Below are 16381 nucleotides of genomic sequence, written 5' to 3'. Positions count from 1 at the left end.
TCGGCCAGAGAGCATTGGGTTTGGCTATCATCGTTCGGCCGATATCCTCTCGCAGGTGGCTGATATGATCCAACGGCTCGGAAGCACGGCGATGGACGCTCGCCCCTTCAATATCCAGATTCCGAGCGAACAACTTGAGGATCTCCAGGGCCGTCTTCACGCAACGCGATGGCCCGTTCCGCCGATCGAAACAGGCTGGAACGATGGGGCCGACCTGCCGTTCATGGAGCGCCTTGCGGATTACTGGCGAGATCGCTTCGACTGGAGGGCGCAAGAGGCGCGGCTGAACCGGCTGCCGCAATATCTGGCCAGGGTGAACAACCTGGACGTCCATTTTGTCCACCAGCCAGGCACCGGACCGGCGCCGCTGCCGCTGATCATCACGCATGGCTGGCCCGGTTCCTTCATCGAAATGGAACACATCATTCCATTGCTGACGGATCCATCTGCCCATGGTGGTGACCCAGCCGACGCTTTCCACGTCGTGGTTCCCTCGTTGCCCGGACATGGCTTCTCGCAGGCTCCGACGGAACCAGGCTTCCACTCCGGCCGCATCGCGGAGCTATGGGTGCAGTTGATGTGCGGGCTCGGCTATGACCGCTTCGCTTGCCAGGGCGGCGACATCGGCGCGGGCGTCTCCGCCTGGATGGCACGGCTCCTTCCTGAAAACGTGCTTGGCGTTCACGTCAATTACATTCCCGGGAGCTATCGGCCACCCTTGGGTGCAACTGAGCCACCTGTCACCGTTGAGGAACAGGCATTTCTGGACAAGGCTGCGGCCTGGACGGCAACGGAGGGTGCCTATGCCCATCTGCAGGGCACGAAGCCTCAGACGCTTGCTTATGCGCTGACAGACTCGCCGATCGGTCTCGCAGCCTGGATGATCGAGAAGTTCCGTTCCTGGAGCGATTGCGACGGTGACGTGGAACGCGCCTTTGGCATGGACGCGCTCCTTACGGACGTTTCTCTCTACTGGTTCACCAATGCGCTCACCTCGTCCTTGCGACTCTACAAGGAGAATCGGCTGTCCCCTCTTGCGTTCAAGGCGCAGGAACGCGTTTCGCCGCCGCTTGGGGTAGCGCTTTTCCCCCGCGAACTGCCAATGCCGCCGCGCTCCTGGGTGGCGAGGGTCTTCGACGTGCAGCGATGGACACCGATGCCGCAGGGCGGCCATTTCGCTGCGCTGGAGGAGCCCAATCTTCTGGTCCAGGACATTCGCGCCTTCTTTCGGCCGATGCGTTCGCGGCCTGAATCGAGAAGGTGAATGCGAAGGACGGGTCGAACGCGGCGTTCTTGATTGAGTCTTCCCTACGGAGCGGTGTTGTAGTCGACAACCGTCTGCGGGTTTTCCTCGCCGTCATAGGAGGCGTCGACGTCGTACTGGACGAGCGAAAAATCGCCGTTGCGGAACAGATAGGTGCCTGCTGACGAGGCATCGCCGGCGCCGCGCCATTTGTTGAAGGTGGTGATCGTGTGGGCGTCCTGGTCGTAGCTGGAATTGGTCGCCCAGCCGGTGGTCTGAAAGCCGACGATGTGCATGGATTCGACCTTGCCTTCGCTGTCGTTGTTTACGTAGCGGATGTCCATCTCCGGTTCGGTGAACTGCAATTGCCTGACGCCGTTCGCCTCGTCGGTCATGTAGTAGATCGAGCTTTCATTGTATGCGGCCGCCGAGCAGGAAAAATGGAACAGGCGCGTTTCCTTGTCGGGATCGCCGGCCGCCGCATCCTTGTCCCTGTATTTAATGGAAAAAATCTCCGGCTCCTTGGCCGCGAGATCCCTGTCGCATTGATCGCTATAGCTGGCCAGGAAAGCCTTCTTGGCCTGCTCCAGGGCTGCATCCTTCTTCGGCGGCGGCGGGCCGTCGCCACAGCTAGCCGGCACAGCCTGCTCGAAATCCGCGCTCGACGGCTTCAGCGCTCCGCTGTCGATGAAGATCGGCTGGAATGGCGGCGCCTGAATCTGGGCATTGACCTGGCGCAGCGTGTAGCAGCCGGCAAAGACCTTCGCCTCGCCCTTCTTGTCGGTTGCCTGGATGGCGACCGGAACGCTGTAGTAGATGCTGCCTGCCGCGCCCTCGTTGGATACGGCGCCGGTCCTGACATCCACCTTGTCGGTACCGTCATAGCCCTTGACGAAGCTGTCGAAGTCCTTGGCCGGCTTGGTATCGCCGTAATAACCCCAGGCACGCGCGAATTCATGCCGGTTGATGGCGCTGTAGAGCGAGCGGACAACCGCCTCGGCGCTCGACCTGTCATCGACGTAGGGCGCCTCGTCGGCAGGTGCCGACTGGGCGATGGAGGCAAGGGAAAACAAGGCGGTAGCTGCGAGAAAAGCGTGTCTCATCGGGAATCTCCACGCGGTAACGGAAATTCTACCACGGTGATTGCGGCGACGTGGTGACGCCTTGCGGGTATCGCTTGAAGAATCGCCCGGGAAGGCGCTAGTTCGCACTCACGGCGCCTCAACTGCCCGGGAGATAATTGCGTGACCCTATCCATGTATGAAGTATCGGTGGTCGTGTTTTCGACCCGGTTGAAAGCGCTGTCCAGCGTGCTGTCCACGGCCGAACAGAACGCTGGTGAGCGCAAGATCGACCCGCAGGTATTCCTGACGGCGCGGCTGGCGCCCGACATGTTCGCGCTGACCAGGCAGGTGCAGATCGCCACCGACCATGCCAAAGGAGCCCCATCGCGGCTCGCCGGCCGGGAGGTTCCCAAATACGAGGACAATGAGGCGAGCTTTGCCGAATTGCAGGCACGCATCGCCAAGACGCTTGACCATCTGGCGACGTTCTCCGCGGCCGATCTCGAAGGTTCGGACGAGCGGATTGTCGAGGTCAGGCTCGGCGGGCGCGAGGTCTCGATGGCCGGTTTGCAGTATCTCCTGCATCTGGCCATGCCCAACTTCTATTTCCACCTCACCACCGCCTACGACATTCTTCGCCACAATGGTGTGCCGCTGGGCAAGGCAACGTTCCTGGGCTCGCGTTGACGGATCACGCCGTCAAGGCGTTGCGCATCAGGAGCGGAAAATATCCTGGCTGCCGGAACTAGCGAACGGACATTTCGCGGGCGATGCGCGGGAAATCGGCGGGCTTGATGCCGATGTCGGCGCGGTCCGCATTGCTCATGGAATGCAGCAGCGCGAGCGCGGCACGATAACGCAGACGTTCCTGCGGCCGTGGCCGCGCGAACATTTCAGTGAAGAACCCCATAATCCAGGCCCCTGTTGGACCTCCCAGCGTCGGAATATAGGGGATTCGTGACAATTGTGCAGTGCAGCATTTGCATGCCTGCCATGCTCAGCAAAATTTTCTGCCACAATCCTGCATCGCCTGAAATTTTTGCAGATCGCGAAATCCCTCTTGCTGGCACTTGGCCGGTTTTTCCTCGCCGCTTCCGGCGAATTCCGGACTGCCGAAAGTGCGGCCTGGCCTTTTGTGAGTGACGGGGCTGCGGTCCAGTCTCGTCAACGCTTTCAATTGTTAAAATCGGCGGCATGCATTTTTAACGAGCGGACCCTAAGGTGGATGTCTCGAACACACCGTGAGACTGGGGAGGCTGACATCGTTACCAGCGCCAAGCGGGATTTCGCTTCGTTGCTCGATGATCTCTTCGTTGCCCCCGACAAGGACGGCGAAGAGGCCGCCACTCGCCCGTCGATTCCATTTGACTATCTTTCCGTCGCCGACGAGCTTCATTCCGGCCGTATCAAGGTTTCTGGCAGCGGATTTGCCACCGAGTATCGCGAGGCAGGCGCGGATCTCGCCGCAGAATTCGCGGCCCTGCTCGATCATGCGAAGCTGGCACTTGCGGGCGAGGAGACAAGGCCCGAAGAAAAACTGCCACCGATCGATCCCGAATCAATTGCCGTGGAATTGGGATTGAACACGCCTAAGGCTGTCGCCGATTTTGGCCGCATGCGCCGCAGCTTCGCCTTTTCGAACCATCCCGACCGCGTCGCGCCGCACCTGCGCCAGCGCGCCATGATCCGCATGCAGGTGGCTAACATGCTGATCGACGAGGCCAAGCGGCGCGCCCTGGCAGGGGCTCGCCGCTAGCGCAGCCTGGTTCACGCAAAAGTCGGCTTGCCGAGGCTTGGAGAGCGCCTCTGCTTTCTTGTAGGATGAAACTTCCTTCCCCGCGCAGCCGCGCAAGCTTTTCCCGCCGGAGCACACTTCCATGCACAAACGCCGTCTCGGTCGGACCGATCTTCTTGTCACCCAGATCTGCCTCGGTTCGATGACCTGGGGCCAGCAGAACACCGAAGCCGACGGCCACGCCCAGATGGACCTGGCCTTTTCGCGCGGGGTGAATTTCATCGACACTGCCGAGCTCTACCCGATCCCGCCCAAGGCGGAGACGCAGGGGCGGACCGAGAAGATCATCGGCAGCTGGATGAAGGCAAAAGGCAACCGCGACAAGGTGATACTCGCCTCGAAGGTCGTCGGGCGCACCGCCAACAGCTGGTTTCGCGGCGACAGGCCGTCGCAGCTGGTGCGCGCCGATATCTTCGATGCCGTCGACAAATCGCTGGCCAGGCTCGGCACGGACTATATCGACCTCTACCAGATCCACTGGCCGGAGCGGGACATACCCTGGGGCGCCAATCCGACGCGCGTCGGCGCTGTGGCGCGCCGCACTGATTCCGTCGGGGCGCCGACCGGGGAAACGCCGATCGCGGAGACGCTTGCCGTTTTTGACGAGCTGATGAAGGCAGGAAAGATCCGCCATTTCGGCCTGTCGAACGAGAGCTCCTGGGGCGTCATGCGCTTCATTGCAGAGGCTGACAAAGCCATTGGTCCGCGCGTCGCCTCGATCCAGAACGCCTACAATCTGGTCAACCGCACCTTCGAGGTGAACCTCGCCGAAGTCTGCGATCGCGAAGAGGTCTCGCTGCTTGCCTATTCGCCGCTGGCACAGGGTTATCTCTCGGGCAAATACGATCACGGTGCGCGTCCGCAGGGGTCGCGCACGCAGCTCTTCAATCGCGGCCAGCGTTACGAGACGCCTAACGCCGCCGAGGCGCAGCTTGAATATAACGAGCTGGCGCGCTCCTTTCGCCTGGAGCCGGCGCTGTTCGCCAACGCCTATGTGGCGAGCAGGCCCTTTGTCACCTCTAACATCATTGGCGCGACGACCATTTCGCAACTCGAAATGGCGCTGTCTTCAGTCGAGGTCGTCTGGACCGAAGAGATGCAGAAGGCGGTGGACGCCATTCACCAGCGGGTCGGCAATCCCTGTCCTTGATTGGCTCGTGAGTGCAATTAACCAAGAATAACAGGGGGATGCAGACGATGGTGGATTTTCCGATTGAAACAGTGCGTGGAAAATTCCCCGCGCTCGCTCTGACCGATAAAGGGCGCCGGCGCATCTATCTCGACAATCCCGCCGGCACGCAGGTGCCGCAGGCTGTGGCAGACGCAGTGTCGCGCTGCCTGTTGACCACCAACGCCAATCTCGGCGGCTATTTCGAAACAACGATCGCGGCTCAAGCTGTCGTCGACGAAGCGCATCACGCAATGGCCGACTTCCTTGGCGCCGCGAGCCCTGAGGAGATCATCATCGGCGCCAACATGACGACGATGACCTACCACATGTCGCGTACGCTCGGCCGCACGATGAAGCCCGGCGACGAGATCATCCTCACGCGCATGGACCACGAGGGCAATGTTTCGCCGTGGCTGCAGCTTGCCGAGGATCTTGGTCTCGTCGTGCGCTGGCTGCCCTTTGATGAAAAGAGCTGGCAGGTCGAAGAGGCCGCGCTGACAGGGCTTCTGTCCGGGAAGACTCGAATGGTCGCTTTGAACTATGCCTCGAACCTGACCGGTTCGATCAATCGGGTTAAATCTCTGACGCGCCTCGCAAAACAAGCCGGTGCCCTGGTCTATGTCGATGCGGTGCAGTTCGCGCCGCATGGGCTGATCGACGTGCAGGACCTCGGCTGCGATTTCCTGATCTGCTCGGCCTACAAATTCTTCGGACCGCATATGGGCATATTGTGGGGCCGTCGGGATGTCATCGATGACTTGCAACCCTACAAATGCCGCTGCTCGTCAGACAACCTGCCGGAGCGGTTCGAACTTGGCACGCCGCAGATCGAACTGATGGCCGGTTTGACGGCGGCCATCGACTATTTCGCCGATCTCGGTGCCGCGGCGGGCGAGGGCGGTTCACGGCGGCAAAGCATTGCCAAGGCGTTCGAAGTGTCGATCCCATATGAGAACGTGCTGGCCCGGAGGCTGATCGAAGGCCTGTCGGATATCCAGGGGCTGACGATCCGTGGCATCACCGACCCCGCCCGGATCGGCGAGCGTGTGCCGACGGTATCCTTCACCGTCGACGGGATCGCGCCGGAAACGATCGTCCGGCAGATGAACGCAGAGAACATCTTCCTCTGGTCCGGCCACAACTACGCCTGGGAGATCGTCCACCAGCTCGGCATTCCGGCCGAACAAGGCGTCGTGCGCATCGGCATCGCCCACTACAACACATCCGGCGAGATCGATGAGACGCTGGAGAGCGTGCATCGGGTCATCGCCATGCTCAGGCAGCAGCGGCCCTGACCCGAGATCGACCGGTCAGCGTGCCTTGGTGCCGAACCCGGTCAGGAAAGCGGTGAGGTTGTCACCGAGTTCGTCGCAGAGATAGCCGCCTTCCTGGACGATTGCTGTCGGCAGGCCGAGCTTGGCGATGGCTTCGCCGATGCGCGAGAAACCTGGCGTCGTCACCGAAAGTCCGCCGAACGGATCACCCTCGAACGCGTCGAGCCCGAGCGCCACGACCAGCGCGTCGGGCGAGAAGGCGCGGATGCGCTGGAACGCCACCTCAAGCGCTTCCAGAAACGCCGCGTCGGCGGATTTGCGTGGCAAGGGCAGGTTGAAATTGTAGCCGAGACCGGGCCCTTCGCCGCGCTCGTCGGCATGGCCCCAGAAGAACGGATAGAAGCGCACCGGATCGGCATGCAGCGAAACGGTCAGCACGTCGGGCCGCGCATAGAAGATGCCTTGCGTGCCGTTGCCGTGATGCAGATCGACATCGAGGACCGCAACCCGTGCCGCTTGGCGGCGCAGTACCTGTGCTGCGACGGCCGAATTGTTGATGAAACAGAAGCCGCCGGCGACGTCGGCGAACGCATGGTGACCGGGCGGGCGGCAAAGCGCATAGGTGGCCGGCGCGCCCGCCATCACCGCTTCCGCCGCCTCAACCGCGCTCCACGCGCTCCACAGCGCGCTTTGCCAGGTCTCGCTAGAGATCGGGCAGGCCGTGTCGGCCATGTGGTACCCAGCCTGGCCGACCGCGGAGGCCGGATAGGAGCCGTTGCGCACGATCGGGTGGATGTTCGGAATCACTTCCGCCGAGGCACCCTCAATGCGTTGCCAACGCGTATAGATATGCTCCAGGAAATCGAGATATTCGGGCGTGTGCACCGCCGCGACCGGACCAAGTCCGTGATTGCGCGGCCGCTCGATCGTGCAGCCGGCCGATTTTGCGCCTGCCAACAATCTCTCGACGCGCTCCGGCTTTTCCGGATTGGGCTGCGGGGCGCCGCTGGAAAGGAAAGCCTTGGGGTCGTGGCGCTTCTGCTCCTGCGCGTAGAAGGCTTTCATTCCTTTTCCTCCGGCGCGTCGGCAAAGGTGAAGAAAGCGTCGCCGATGATCTTCTGCGTCTGCTCGTAGCTCGACCAGGCGATGCCCAGCCGTTCATAAAAGGCCTTTGCGCTCTCATTGTCGGTATCGACGGACAATCTGAGATAAACACCGCCTTGCTTGCGGCACTCGGCCGCGACGCGCCGCAGCAGGCGCTCGCCGATCCTGCGGCCGCGAAACCGGTCCTCGACATAGAGGTCCTGCACATAGACGCCGGGCCGCCCCATCCAGGTCGAGAAGATCGGGAAATAGAGGCACAGTCCGGCGAATTCGCCATCGACTTCGGCGATCAGGGTCGAGAAGGCAGGTCTTTCGCCAAAGCCGTAGCGGCGCAGGTCCTCTGGCGTCGAGGTGATCTCCTGATGCGCGCCGATATTGTTTCCGAGTTTCAGGATTGCCGCGTGGATGGTTTCGACATCGTCGATCCGGCCGGGGCGAAGTGTAACCGCTTGTGATGGGCGAACCTTGTTCATTGAGAGCATGGCGCCAAGGCACCCCCCTCTGTCCTACCGGACATCTCCCCCTCAAGGGGGGAGATTGGCAGCTTCGAGGTCACCGCCGGTGTTGCGATGTCGGTGATTAGCGAAAGCCGTAGCGATGTTCGATCTCCCCCCTTGAGGGGGAGATGGCCGGCAGGCCAGAGGGGGGTGGGCGCTACCATCTCAATCGCATCTCAAAACGCCACCCTGTCGCCGCCCTTCAGCGCCAGCATGTCGCGTGCTTCGGCCGGCGTGGCAATCTCCAGCGACAGCCCGTCGAGAATGCCACGGATGCGGCGCACCTGATCGGCGTTGGATTTCGCCAGCTGGCGGCCGTCGTAGAGACTGTCTTCCAGCCCGACACGGACATTGCCGCCCATGGCCGCGCCGATCGAGATCAGCGGCATCTGGTGGCGGCCCGCGGCCAGCACCGAGAACTGGTAGCTGTCGCCGAACAGCTTGTCGGCGATGCGCTTCATGTGGATGAGATTGTCCGGATCAGCGCCGATGCCGCCCAGAATGCCTAGCACGAACTGAATGAACAGCGGCCCCGACACCAGACCCCGGTCGCGGAAATGCGCCAGCGAATAGAGATGGCCGACATCGTAGCACTCGAATTCGAAGCGCGTGCCGCAGCCCTTGCCCAGCCTCTCCAGCACGCCTTCCATGTCGGCGAAGGTATTCTTGAAAATCGTGTCGCGTGTGGCTTCCAGCAGCTTCGGTTCCCATTCGTGTTGCCATTCCCTTGGCTTGTCGAGCATCGGGAACAGCGCGAAATTCATCGAGCCCATGTTGAGCGAACACATTTCGGGCTCGGCCCGCAAAGGTGCCGCCAGCCGCTGGTCCAGCGTCATCAATGAGGAGCCGCCGGTGGTGATGTTGATCACCGCCGCCGTCGCCTGCTTGATGCGCGGCAGGAACTGCATGAACACGTCCGGATCGGCCGTTGGCCGACCGTCTTTTGGGTCTCGGGCATGGAGATGCAGGATCGAGGCGCCGGCCTCGGCCGCGGCGATGGCATCCGTCGCGATCTGGTCCGGCGTTACCGGCAGATAAGGCGACATGGATGGTGTATGGACCGATCCGGTGACGGCGCAGGTGATGATGACCTTTCTCGGCTCCATTGTTTTATCCCTGACCTTCGACCGGCAGGTCGAGCTCGGCTGCCAGGACTTCGAGCGAGTCGCCGATGATGGAGACGATCTCGCCGACCTGTTCGCTGGTGACGATCATCGGTGGTGCGACCATGAAATTGTCGCCGTCGACACCGCCCTTGACCTTGCGGCCATAAATGATCAGCCCGCGCTCATAGGCGAGGTCGAGCAGGCGCTGGGTGGCCTTCCTGCCCTGGTCTATCGGCCGCAGCGTTTCGGGGTCGGCAACCATCTCGGCACCGGTGAGCAGGCCCTTTCCGCGCACGTCGGCGATGAACGGGAAGCGCTTGGCGAGCCCCCGCAATCCCTCCATCAGCACATCGCCCATGGCGGCCGCATTGGTGATCAGGTCGAGCCGGTCCATTTCACCGAGCACGGCAAGACCGGCGGCGCAGGCGAGCGGATTGCCGGCATAGGTATGGCCGTGCTGGAAGCCGCCGGAGGCAAGCAGCGGCTGCACCAGCCGCATCGGCGCCGCCAGCGCGCCGAGCGGCGCGTAACCCGATCCCAGGCCTTTGGACAGCGCGACGATGTCTGGCTTGCAGTTCCAGTGGTCGCCGCCGAGGAATTTGCCGGTGCGGCCGGCGCCGCTCATCACTTCGTCATGGATGAGCAGGATGCCGTAGCGGTCGCAGATCTCGCGGATGCGCGCATAGTAGCTGTCCGGCGCCACCAGCGCCGCGGTGGCAGCACCCCCGATCGGTTCCATGATGAAGGCGACCACGCTTTCCGGCCCCTCGGCCAGGATTTTCTCCTCCAGCATGTCGGCATAGCGGATGCCGCGCTGCTCCATCGAGAGATTGTCGCGGTCGCGCCAGGCGGTAGGTGCCTGCACGGTCGGCATTACCCTCATCATCGGCGTGAAGGTCTCGGCCAGCGCATCGTCCCCGGTGATCGAGAGCGAACCCAGCGTGCCGCCATGATAAGAGGGGAAGCGGGTGATCACCTTCCAGCGGCTGGCCTGGCCGGTGGCCACCGCCCACTGCCGCGCCAGCTTGATGCAGGATTCCGTCGCCTCCGAGCCGCCGGAGACGAAGAAGATGCGATCCATGCCTTCGGGCAATTTGCCGGCGAGTTCGCGCGCCAGCTCTTCGGCCGGCTCGTTCTCGAAATGCAGCCGGTAGGCGAAGGTGGCGCGATCCATCTGCCGCTTCATGGCGTCGAGCACATTGCGGTTGGAATGACCGATATTGGCGACCATTGGGCCGCTCGATCCGTCGATGAAACGGCGGCCGTCCTGCGTCCACATATAAATGCCCTCGGCGCGGTCGATCAGCGGCCGGCGCAGGCTGGAGAGGTAGAACAGATGCGATTGGCGCCGGGCTTCGGCGTCCGGGGCGGCGGTCTGGGCGTTCGACATGTCAGGACTTTCCGAGATAACGATCGAGGACATTTTGGGTAACGCGTTCGACCATCGGGTCCTGCCTCAGCAGGCCGGCGACCCATTCGCAGCTTCCGGCGTGGAACACCTCGCCCTTGCCGCGCGGGAAACTGACGATCATGCCGTTGCCGCGTTTGACTTTTTCCAGGCTGGCGGCGCTCCGATCGCCAAACAGCGTCTCGGCGCTGAAGCGGCCGTCCTCGTCGGTGAGAAACTGATCCTCGATCGGGATATCGGCGCTTTCCTCGACCTGGCTGGCCATGCCGACCGCGAGAACCTCCAAGCCATCCGGCGCGCCGCTGGTCGCGGTCGGATAGGGCAGGCCGCCGCGGATTTCGAAATCCAGCCCGTCGACCTCATAGCCATAGACATGGCTGTCGGCGCCAAGCAAATCGCCATAGTAGATGCCGGTTCCGGCGAAGGCCCAGTGCTCGGGTCTATACACGGGAAAGCCGCGCACACCGCGTGGCGCGCAGCCGCCCCATCCGGCATAGAGGCCACGGGTAGCGTTGAGCCCGAAGGTCGCCGAACCTGGCCGGCCGATCTCGGACGCCTCCCATGAGTTGGTGGCGCGGGTCACATCGCCGCCCCGATAGACAGGATCCTCGGCGCGGGCGCGGTATTTGTAGCAGACCTGGCGGCGGCCTTCATCTTCCAGCCGCGTCTGCCACATGAAATTGCCGGCGAAACGCGCCGCATGGCCGCCGCGCTCGACATAGCTGTCGACTGCATCGCGCATCTCCCAGGTCCAGTATTCGTCATGGCCGACAAAGACGGCGCAGTCGTAGCCATCGAGAATGTCCGGCGAGAAATGCAGATCATGCTGGCTGGCGAGGTCGACGGCGTAGCCCGCCCGTTCGGCGAAGCGGAAGAAATGGCTGTCATAGCTCGCCCAGCCCGACGAGGCGTATTTCTTCGAATGGCCGGTCGCAAGCGCCCATTCCATGTGCGGATAGCGCGGCACGGTCTTTGGCGGCACCGCGACCTCCAGCGGCACGCGCGGCGCCTCCTTGGGCAGCACGACGAAGCCGCGGCACCAGGGGCGCTGCGTCGAGACAACAGGCGAGTACTGGTTGCGGTCCGGCCCGGTGATGCCCTGATAATGATTGGAGCCGCCCCAGGTGTTGTAGGCGAGCCAGGTGCCTGTCGCCGCCACCTGGAGCACACGGCCTGTCTTCTTGCCGGGCAGGGGCGCGACGATGAAGAGATGATAGGATTGGATGGGCTTGCCGTGATGGCCGTCCGCGGTCAGCGTCACGCGATAGGCCCCGGACGGCCAGTCGCTGCCGATGCGGAATTCGAACGAGGCCTCCCAGCCGCAGCCTTCGGCCGAACACTGGTCTGGACTTTCCTGCCAACGCGCCGCAATGCCCGATTTCTCGAACATTCTCGTTTCCGTGCTGCCGTCGCGGACGATCGCCATGCTGAAGGACGGTGCCGTCGAACTGACATGCAGCGTCACTGTCTCGCCGGCGCGATAGGAAAACCGGTCGCTGTAGCACCAGATTTCGCCGCGCTCGCCATCCATGCCTGGCCACTCATAATAGTGGCCGCGCACTGCGTGGCGGCGCTGCTCTGGCGTCAGTCCGAAATCGGGGAATTCAGCGGTCAATCTGGTCATTGTCATGCTCAGGCGGAAAGGTATTTCTTGAGGAAGGTGCGGGTGCGTTCCTTTTGCGGGGCGCGGAAGATGTCGCCCGGCGGGCCTTCTTCCACCACCACGCCGCCATCCATGAACAGCACTCTGTCCGCCACTTCGCCGGCAAAGCGCATCTCATGCGTTACGATGAGCATGGTCATATGCTCGGCGGCAAGCTGCTTCATCACCGCGTTGACCTCATCGACCAACTCCGGATCGAGGGCCGAGGTGGCCTCGTCGAACAGCATCACCTTGGGCTGCATGGCCAGCGCGCGGGCAATCGCCACGCGCTGCTTCTGCCCGCCCGAAAGGCGCGAGGGATAGGCGTCGATCTTGTCGGCGAGCCCGACCTTGGACAGCAGACCAAGCGCCAACTCACGAGCTTCGGCTTTTGGCATGCTTTTCAGGATCACCGGGCCCATCGTGATGTTCTCGATCACGGTCAAATGCGGGAACAGGTTAAAGTGCTGGAACACCATGCCCATCTGCTGACGCACCTTGTTGATGTGCCTTTCGAACGCATGGCCATGCAGCTCCTGGTTGACCTGTACGCCGTCCAGCCAGACCTCGCCGCCGTTCAAACTCTCGAGATGGTTGATGGAACGCAGCAGCGTGCTCTTGCCGGAGCCGCTCGGCCCGATGATGGCGACGATCTGCCCACGTTCGACCGACAGGTCGATGCCTCTGAGGACCTCGACGGCGCCAAACGATTTGCGTGCGCCGCGGACCTCGACCATTGGCCGCTGCGTGCTCATCGGGAAACCTCCACATGTCTTTCAAACCGATGCAAGGCCGCCTCGAGCACGAGATTGAGAATATAGTAGAGCGCCGCGGCCGTGATGTAGAATTCGAAGGGGCGGAATGTTTCGCTGATCGCCAGTTGCGCCGAGTGAACCAGCTCGGCAATGCCGATGACCGAGACGATGGAGGATTCCTTCAACAGCGCGATCAAATTGCTGCCGATGGGTGGCGCCGTGTTGCGGATGGCCTGCGGTATCACGACATGGCGCAGCGTCTGCCACTTGCCGAAGCCGATGCTGCGCGCGCCTTCCGTCTGGCCGACATCGACGGCCACGATGCCCGCGCGGATGACATCGGCATTGTAGACGGCAAAATGCAGTCCAAGGCCGACAATGCCGGCCGCAAGGGCAGGGATGTCGATGCCGACCTGCACCAGGCCGAAGTAGATCAGGAAGAGCTGCAACAGCAGCGGCGTGCCCATGAACACCCACATGAAGGCGCGCACGGGGTAGGCCAGGATTGCCGGTGCGTAGAGTACGACAACAGCAAAGAAGATGCCGCCGGCGAAGCTGAGCGCTCCCGCCGAGACCGTCAGCACCGATGTCCACCAGGCGCCGGTCAGCAGAAGATCCCAGTAGGGCGCGACGACGGTGAAATCCAAATCTTGCATTCTGTTTCGCCCTCAGACGATTGCGAAGCGCTTGTCGAGCATGTCGACGACTCGGGCGACGGCGTAGACCATGATCATGTAGAGAAGGGCCGCGACGCCGAAGATCTCGAACGGCTTGTAGGTGGACCCGATGAAACGCTGGGCGGTGTAGGTCAATTCCACGACCGAGATGGTGGACACCAGTGCCGACCCTTTCAGCAGCGCGACCGTGTTGACGCCGAGCGGCCGGATCATCAGCCTGGCGGCCTGCGGCAGCACGACCTTGCGCAAGGTCTGGAACCGGCCGAACCCGATCGTGCGCGCCGCCTCCGTCTGGCCCCGGTCGACCGCCACCACGGCGCCGCGGATCGATTCCGCCATATAGGCGCCGATGTTCAGCCCGAGGCCGATCACGCCGGCCGCGAACGGATCCAGATTGATGCCGATCTGCGGACCGCCGAAATAGAGCACGAAGAGCTGGATCAGGCAGGGTGTGCCGCGAAACAGGCTCACATAGAGCGTGCCGACGGCCCGCAGGACCGCCGATCTCGACATTCTTGCGGTCGCGGCCAGTGCTGCCGCGACCAGTCCCAGAACCAGGGCCAGCGCTGTCAGTTCCAGTGTCACCAAGGCGGCTTCCACGAAGAACGGGAAGACGCGCTGCATCAAGGAGAAATCCATGCAATGGCCCGTGGCTCTCGGCTTCAGGCGGCCTTGACCGCCGAAGCCTGGCGAAGTTAGCGGATGTCGCTGCCCACCCAGTGCATGGATATCTTCTGGTAGGTGCCGTCGGCCATCATGCCGTCCAGCGCCTTCTGCATGGCGGCCTTCAGCTCCGGATTGTCCTTGCGGATGGCGATGCCGATGGCGACGCTGCCGCCTTCGATACCCGGCGTGTCGAGCTTGCGCACCTTCTCGCCGGTCTCCTTGACGGCGACCATGACCGGAATGTTGTCGACGACGATGGCGTCGACGCGACCGGCCTTCAATTCCAGCAGCAATTCCGGCAGCCCCTTATAAGTGCGGATGTCCCAGCCGCCCTGTTGGCGCGCCCATTTCTCATGCGTTTCGCCGAGCGTCACGCCAAGGGTCTTCCCCTTGAGTTCGTCGAGGCTCTGCACCTTGGAATCCTGATTGACGAAAACCGCGCGGCCGGCGTGGTAGTAGGGGCCGACGAAATCGACCACCTTCTCACGCTCCGGCGTGATCGTCATCGAGCCGACCACGGTGTCGTATTTGTTGGCGAGCAGGCCGGCGATGATGCCGTCCCAGGCGGTGGTGATGATGGTGCCCTTCACGCCGATGCGCTCGGCGATGGCCTTGCCGATATCGGCGTCGAAGCCGACGACCTCGTTCTGGTCGTTGACGAAGTTGAAGGGGGGATACTGCCCGCTCATGGAAATCTTCAATTCGCCCGCCGCCTTGACCTTCTCGAGGTCGTCGGCCCGAGCCGAGACGGCTGCGAAGGAAGACGCAAACAGCAGCGTCGCCACTGCAATGCCGGAAAATATTTTGTTCATCTGATTCCTGTCCTCTGGATGGAGCGCGACGGCTTGTTCTTGGGAGGCGTTGGAGCGCTCCTGAGGTCAATGATTGCCTTTGCGGCAGTATTGCGCAAATAGATAACGGAAATAGGGAGCATAGATATCAGGAATGGCATTGCCGCGCCCCGAACGGCTGGTCTGGGATCTGGACTGGAACCTCCTGCGGACATTCGTCGTCATCGCGGAAGTGAAGAGCATCACGCGTGCCGCCGAGAGGCTGAACCTCAAGCAGCCAAGCGTCAGCAATGCGCTGCGGCGGCTGGAAGACCGGGTCGGCCGGCGGCTGGTCGAGCGTGACGCGACACGCTTCGAGCTCACAGAGGTTGGACGGCTTCTCTACGAGCAGAGCATCGAGGTGTTCGGCACCATATCGCAACTGCCGCTCTTGATGCGCGGCATCAGCGACGATGTCACCGGCCATGTCATGATCGCGACCGCCAGCCATGTGGTCTCGCCGCTGTTTGATCGGGCGCTGTCGGAATTCCACAGCAACTATCCGCGCGCCAGCATCACCATTTCGGTCGCGGCAAGCACGGAAGTGACCAAGCAGGTGAGGGAGCGTCGTGCTTCGTTTGGCGTCTGCCTGGTCAGCCAGCGCGATCCGGCGCTGCAATACGACATGGTCTATCGCGAGTTCTTCGGCTTCTTCTGCGGGCCGCGGCACAGGCTCTACGGGCAAACCGGACTGACGCTCGCCGATCTCCGCGACGAGCCCTCGGTATCGTTCCAGACCGATCATATATCGGATGCGCTGCGGCCGGTCGCGCTGTTGCGCAGCGAAGCACGGCTGAACGCGGATGTCGTGGGCGTGTCGTCGAGCCTGGAGGAGGTGCGGCGCATGATCGTCGCCGGGCTCGGCATCGGCCCGCTGCCGCTGCATGTCGCGCGGCGCGATGTGGCCGACGGCACGCTCTGGCGGCTGCCGCCCTACGATGCGCCGCCGGCTATCGACATCTTCCTGCTGGTCAATCCGGACAAGGCTATGAACCGCGCCGAGAAGGCGTTGCTGTCGGGCCTGCAGACGCTGATCGCCGAAACGCCGCTCGAGGACCGTATCTACAAAGGCTGATATGCAATATCGAATGTGCGGCGGCAGACAAACCCGCTTGCCTCCCTATTCGTCGCCATGCCCTTGGCCCTCGT

17 protein-coding genes are annotated in these 16381 nt (G+C 62.6%); 6 read left to right on the top strand and 11 right to left on the bottom strand.

What is annotated here, in order from left to right; all coding sequences use genetic code 11:
- Positions 1-91 precede the first annotated feature (91 nt).
- Positions 92-1264: an epoxide hydrolase family protein gene (locus FJ964_RS02595; protein WP_140548872.1), complete on the top strand. Its 1173-nt coding sequence runs from the start codon at positions 92-94 to the stop codon at positions 1262-1264.
- A 44-nt stretch (positions 1265-1308) separates the two neighbouring features.
- Here FJ964_RS02595 and FJ964_RS02590 read toward each other — a convergent pair whose 3' ends face one another.
- A complete protein-coding gene (locus FJ964_RS02590; protein ID WP_140548870.1) occupies positions 1309-2346 on the bottom strand; it encodes a DUF1176 domain-containing protein in 1038 nt (345 codons plus the stop codon).
- 141 nt (positions 2347-2487) lie between these two features.
- Between FJ964_RS02590 and FJ964_RS02585 the strand changes: the two genes are divergently transcribed.
- The gene (locus FJ964_RS02585) at positions 2488-2994 is read left to right on the top strand and encodes a DUF1993 family protein (protein WP_140548868.1); all 507 of its coding nucleotides are present in this window, start codon (positions 2488-2490) and stop codon (positions 2992-2994) included.
- A 58-nt stretch (positions 2995-3052) separates the two neighbouring features.
- On the opposite strand, the gene FJ964_RS02580 is transcribed toward FJ964_RS02585, so the two are convergent.
- A complete protein-coding gene (locus FJ964_RS02580) occupies positions 3053-3199 on the bottom strand; it encodes a hypothetical protein (protein WP_181172380.1) in 147 nt (48 codons plus the stop codon).
- Between the two features lie 402 nt (positions 3200-3601).
- On the opposite strand from FJ964_RS02580, the gene FJ964_RS02575 reads away from it, so the two are divergent.
- From FJ964_RS02575 to FJ964_RS02565, 3 genes are all read left to right on the top strand, one after another.
- On the top strand, positions 3602-4063 hold the full coding sequence (locus FJ964_RS02575) for a hypothetical protein (RefSeq protein ID WP_140549373.1): 462 nt from the start codon (positions 3602-3604) through the stop codon (positions 4061-4063).
- A 121-nt stretch (positions 4064-4184) separates the two neighbouring features.
- On the top strand, positions 4185-5252 hold the full coding sequence (locus FJ964_RS02570; protein WP_140548864.1) for an aldo/keto reductase: 1068 nt from the start codon (positions 4185-4187) through the stop codon (positions 5250-5252).
- 47 nt (positions 5253-5299) lie between these two features.
- Positions 5300-6568, top strand: coding sequence for a cysteine desulfurase-like protein (locus FJ964_RS02565; RefSeq protein ID WP_181172337.1), 1269 nt, complete (start codon positions 5300-5302; stop codon positions 6566-6568).
- Between the two features lie 15 nt (positions 6569-6583).
- Here FJ964_RS02565 and FJ964_RS02560 read toward each other — a convergent pair whose 3' ends face one another.
- The 9 genes from FJ964_RS02560 to FJ964_RS02515 form a co-directional block, all read right to left on the bottom strand.
- The gene (locus FJ964_RS02560) at positions 6584-7612 is read right to left on the bottom strand and encodes a histone deacetylase family protein (RefSeq protein WP_140548862.1); all 1029 of its coding nucleotides are present in this window, start codon (positions 7610-7612) and stop codon (positions 6584-6586) included.
- Positions 7609-8133 carry a GNAT family N-acetyltransferase gene (locus FJ964_RS02555; RefSeq protein ID WP_140548860.1) on the bottom strand — a complete coding sequence of 175 codons (525 nt, stop codon included), beginning with the start codon at positions 8131-8133 and terminating at the stop codon, positions 7609-7611. Before FJ964_RS02555 ends, FJ964_RS02560 begins: the two co-directional genes overlap by 4 nt.
- Before the next feature lie 191 nt (positions 8134-8324).
- On the bottom strand, positions 8325-9254 hold the full coding sequence (locus tag FJ964_RS02545) for a 3-keto-5-aminohexanoate cleavage protein (RefSeq protein WP_140548856.1): 930 nt from the start codon (positions 9252-9254) through the stop codon (positions 8325-8327).
- Positions 9255-9258: 4 nt separating this feature from the next.
- Entirely contained in the window at positions 9259-10644 is a 1386-nt protein-coding gene (locus FJ964_RS02540) for an aspartate aminotransferase family protein (protein ID WP_140548854.1), read from the bottom strand.
- Position 10645: 1 nt separating this feature from the next.
- Complete coding sequence (locus FJ964_RS02535; protein ID WP_140548852.1) at positions 10646-12286, bottom strand: N,N-dimethylformamidase beta subunit family domain-containing protein; 1641 nt, start codon at positions 12284-12286, stop codon at positions 10646-10648.
- Positions 12287-12294: 8 nt separating this feature from the next.
- The gene (locus FJ964_RS02530; RefSeq protein WP_140548850.1) at positions 12295-13059 is read right to left on the bottom strand and encodes an amino acid ABC transporter ATP-binding protein; all 765 of its coding nucleotides are present in this window, start codon (positions 13057-13059) and stop codon (positions 12295-12297) included.
- Positions 13056-13715 carry an amino acid ABC transporter permease gene (locus FJ964_RS02525; protein ID WP_140548848.1) on the bottom strand — a complete coding sequence of 220 codons (660 nt, stop codon included), beginning with the start codon at positions 13713-13715 and terminating at the stop codon, positions 13056-13058. The genes FJ964_RS02530 and FJ964_RS02525 overlap by 4 nt, the downstream gene beginning before the upstream one ends.
- A 12-nt stretch (positions 13716-13727) precedes the next feature.
- Positions 13728-14375, bottom strand: a complete 648-nt coding sequence (locus tag FJ964_RS02520; RefSeq protein WP_140548846.1) for an amino acid ABC transporter permease — start codon at positions 14373-14375, stop codon at positions 13728-13730.
- A gap of 56 nt (positions 14376-14431) precedes the next feature.
- The gene (locus tag FJ964_RS02515; RefSeq protein ID WP_140548844.1) at positions 14432-15214 is read right to left on the bottom strand and encodes an ABC transporter substrate-binding protein; all 783 of its coding nucleotides are present in this window, start codon (positions 15212-15214) and stop codon (positions 14432-14434) included.
- A 133-nt stretch (positions 15215-15347) separates the two neighbouring features.
- On the opposite strand from FJ964_RS02515, the gene FJ964_RS02510 reads away from it, so the two are divergent.
- Positions 15348-16307: a LysR family transcriptional regulator gene (locus FJ964_RS02510; RefSeq protein WP_140548842.1), complete on the top strand. Its 960-nt coding sequence runs from the start codon at positions 15348-15350 to the stop codon at positions 16305-16307.
- Positions 16308-16381 lie beyond the last annotated feature (74 nt).

Origin of the sequence: Mesorhizobium sp. B2-3-2 (assembly GCF_006442295.1) — a bacterium.
Taxonomy (GTDB): domain Bacteria; phylum Pseudomonadota; class Alphaproteobacteria; order Rhizobiales; family Rhizobiaceae; genus Mesorhizobium.
The sequence above is the reverse complement of the archived record's forward strand: the minus strand, read 5'-3'. Positions and strand labels throughout refer to the sequence as shown.

Bases quoted from the DNA above. Each gene is read 5' to 3' on its own strand.
- FJ964_RS02595 (WP_140548872.1), top strand. From the start codon at position 92: ATGGACGCTCGCCCCTTCAATATCCAGATTCCGAGCGAACAACTTGAG.
- FJ964_RS02590 (WP_140548870.1), bottom strand. From the start codon at position 2,346: ATGAGACACGCTTTTCTCGCAGCTACCGCCTTGTTTTCCCTTGCCTCC.
- FJ964_RS02580 (WP_181172380.1), bottom strand. From the start codon at position 3,199: ATGTTCGCGCGGCCACGGCCGCAGGAACGTCTGCGTTATCGTGCCGCG.
- FJ964_RS02570 (WP_140548864.1), top strand. From the start codon at position 4,185: ATGCACAAACGCCGTCTCGGTCGGACCGATCTTCTTGTCACCCAGATC.
- FJ964_RS02565 (WP_181172337.1), top strand. From the start codon at position 5,300: ATGGTGGATTTTCCGATTGAAACAGTGCGTGGAAAATTCCCCGCGCTC.
- FJ964_RS02560 (WP_140548862.1), bottom strand. From the start codon at position 7,612: ATGAAAGCCTTCTACGCGCAGGAGCAGAAGCGCCACGACCCCAAGGCT.
- FJ964_RS02555 (WP_140548860.1), bottom strand. From the start codon at position 8,133: ATGCTCTCAATGAACAAGGTTCGCCCATCACAAGCGGTTACACTTCGC.
- FJ964_RS02545 (WP_140548856.1), bottom strand. From the start codon at position 9,254: ATGGAGCCGAGAAAGGTCATCATCACCTGCGCCGTCACCGGATCGGTC.
- FJ964_RS02540 (WP_140548854.1), bottom strand. From the start codon at position 10,644: ATGTCGAACGCCCAGACCGCCGCCCCGGACGCCGAAGCCCGGCGCCAA.
- FJ964_RS02535 (WP_140548852.1), bottom strand. From the start codon at position 12,286: ATGACCAGATTGACCGCTGAATTCCCCGATTTCGGACTGACGCCAGAG.
- FJ964_RS02530 (WP_140548850.1), bottom strand. From the start codon at position 13,059: ATGAGCACGCAGCGGCCAATGGTCGAGGTCCGCGGCGCACGCAAATCG.
- FJ964_RS02525 (WP_140548848.1), bottom strand. From the start codon at position 13,715: ATGCAAGATTTGGATTTCACCGTCGTCGCGCCCTACTGGGATCTTCTG.
- FJ964_RS02520 (WP_140548846.1), bottom strand. From the start codon at position 14,375: ATGGATTTCTCCTTGATGCAGCGCGTCTTCCCGTTCTTCGTGGAAGCC.
- FJ964_RS02515 (WP_140548844.1), bottom strand. From the start codon at position 15,214: ATGAACAAAATATTTTCCGGCATTGCAGTGGCGACGCTGCTGTTTGCG.
- FJ964_RS02510 (WP_140548842.1), top strand. From the start codon at position 15,348: ATGGCATTGCCGCGCCCCGAACGGCTGGTCTGGGATCTGGACTGGAAC.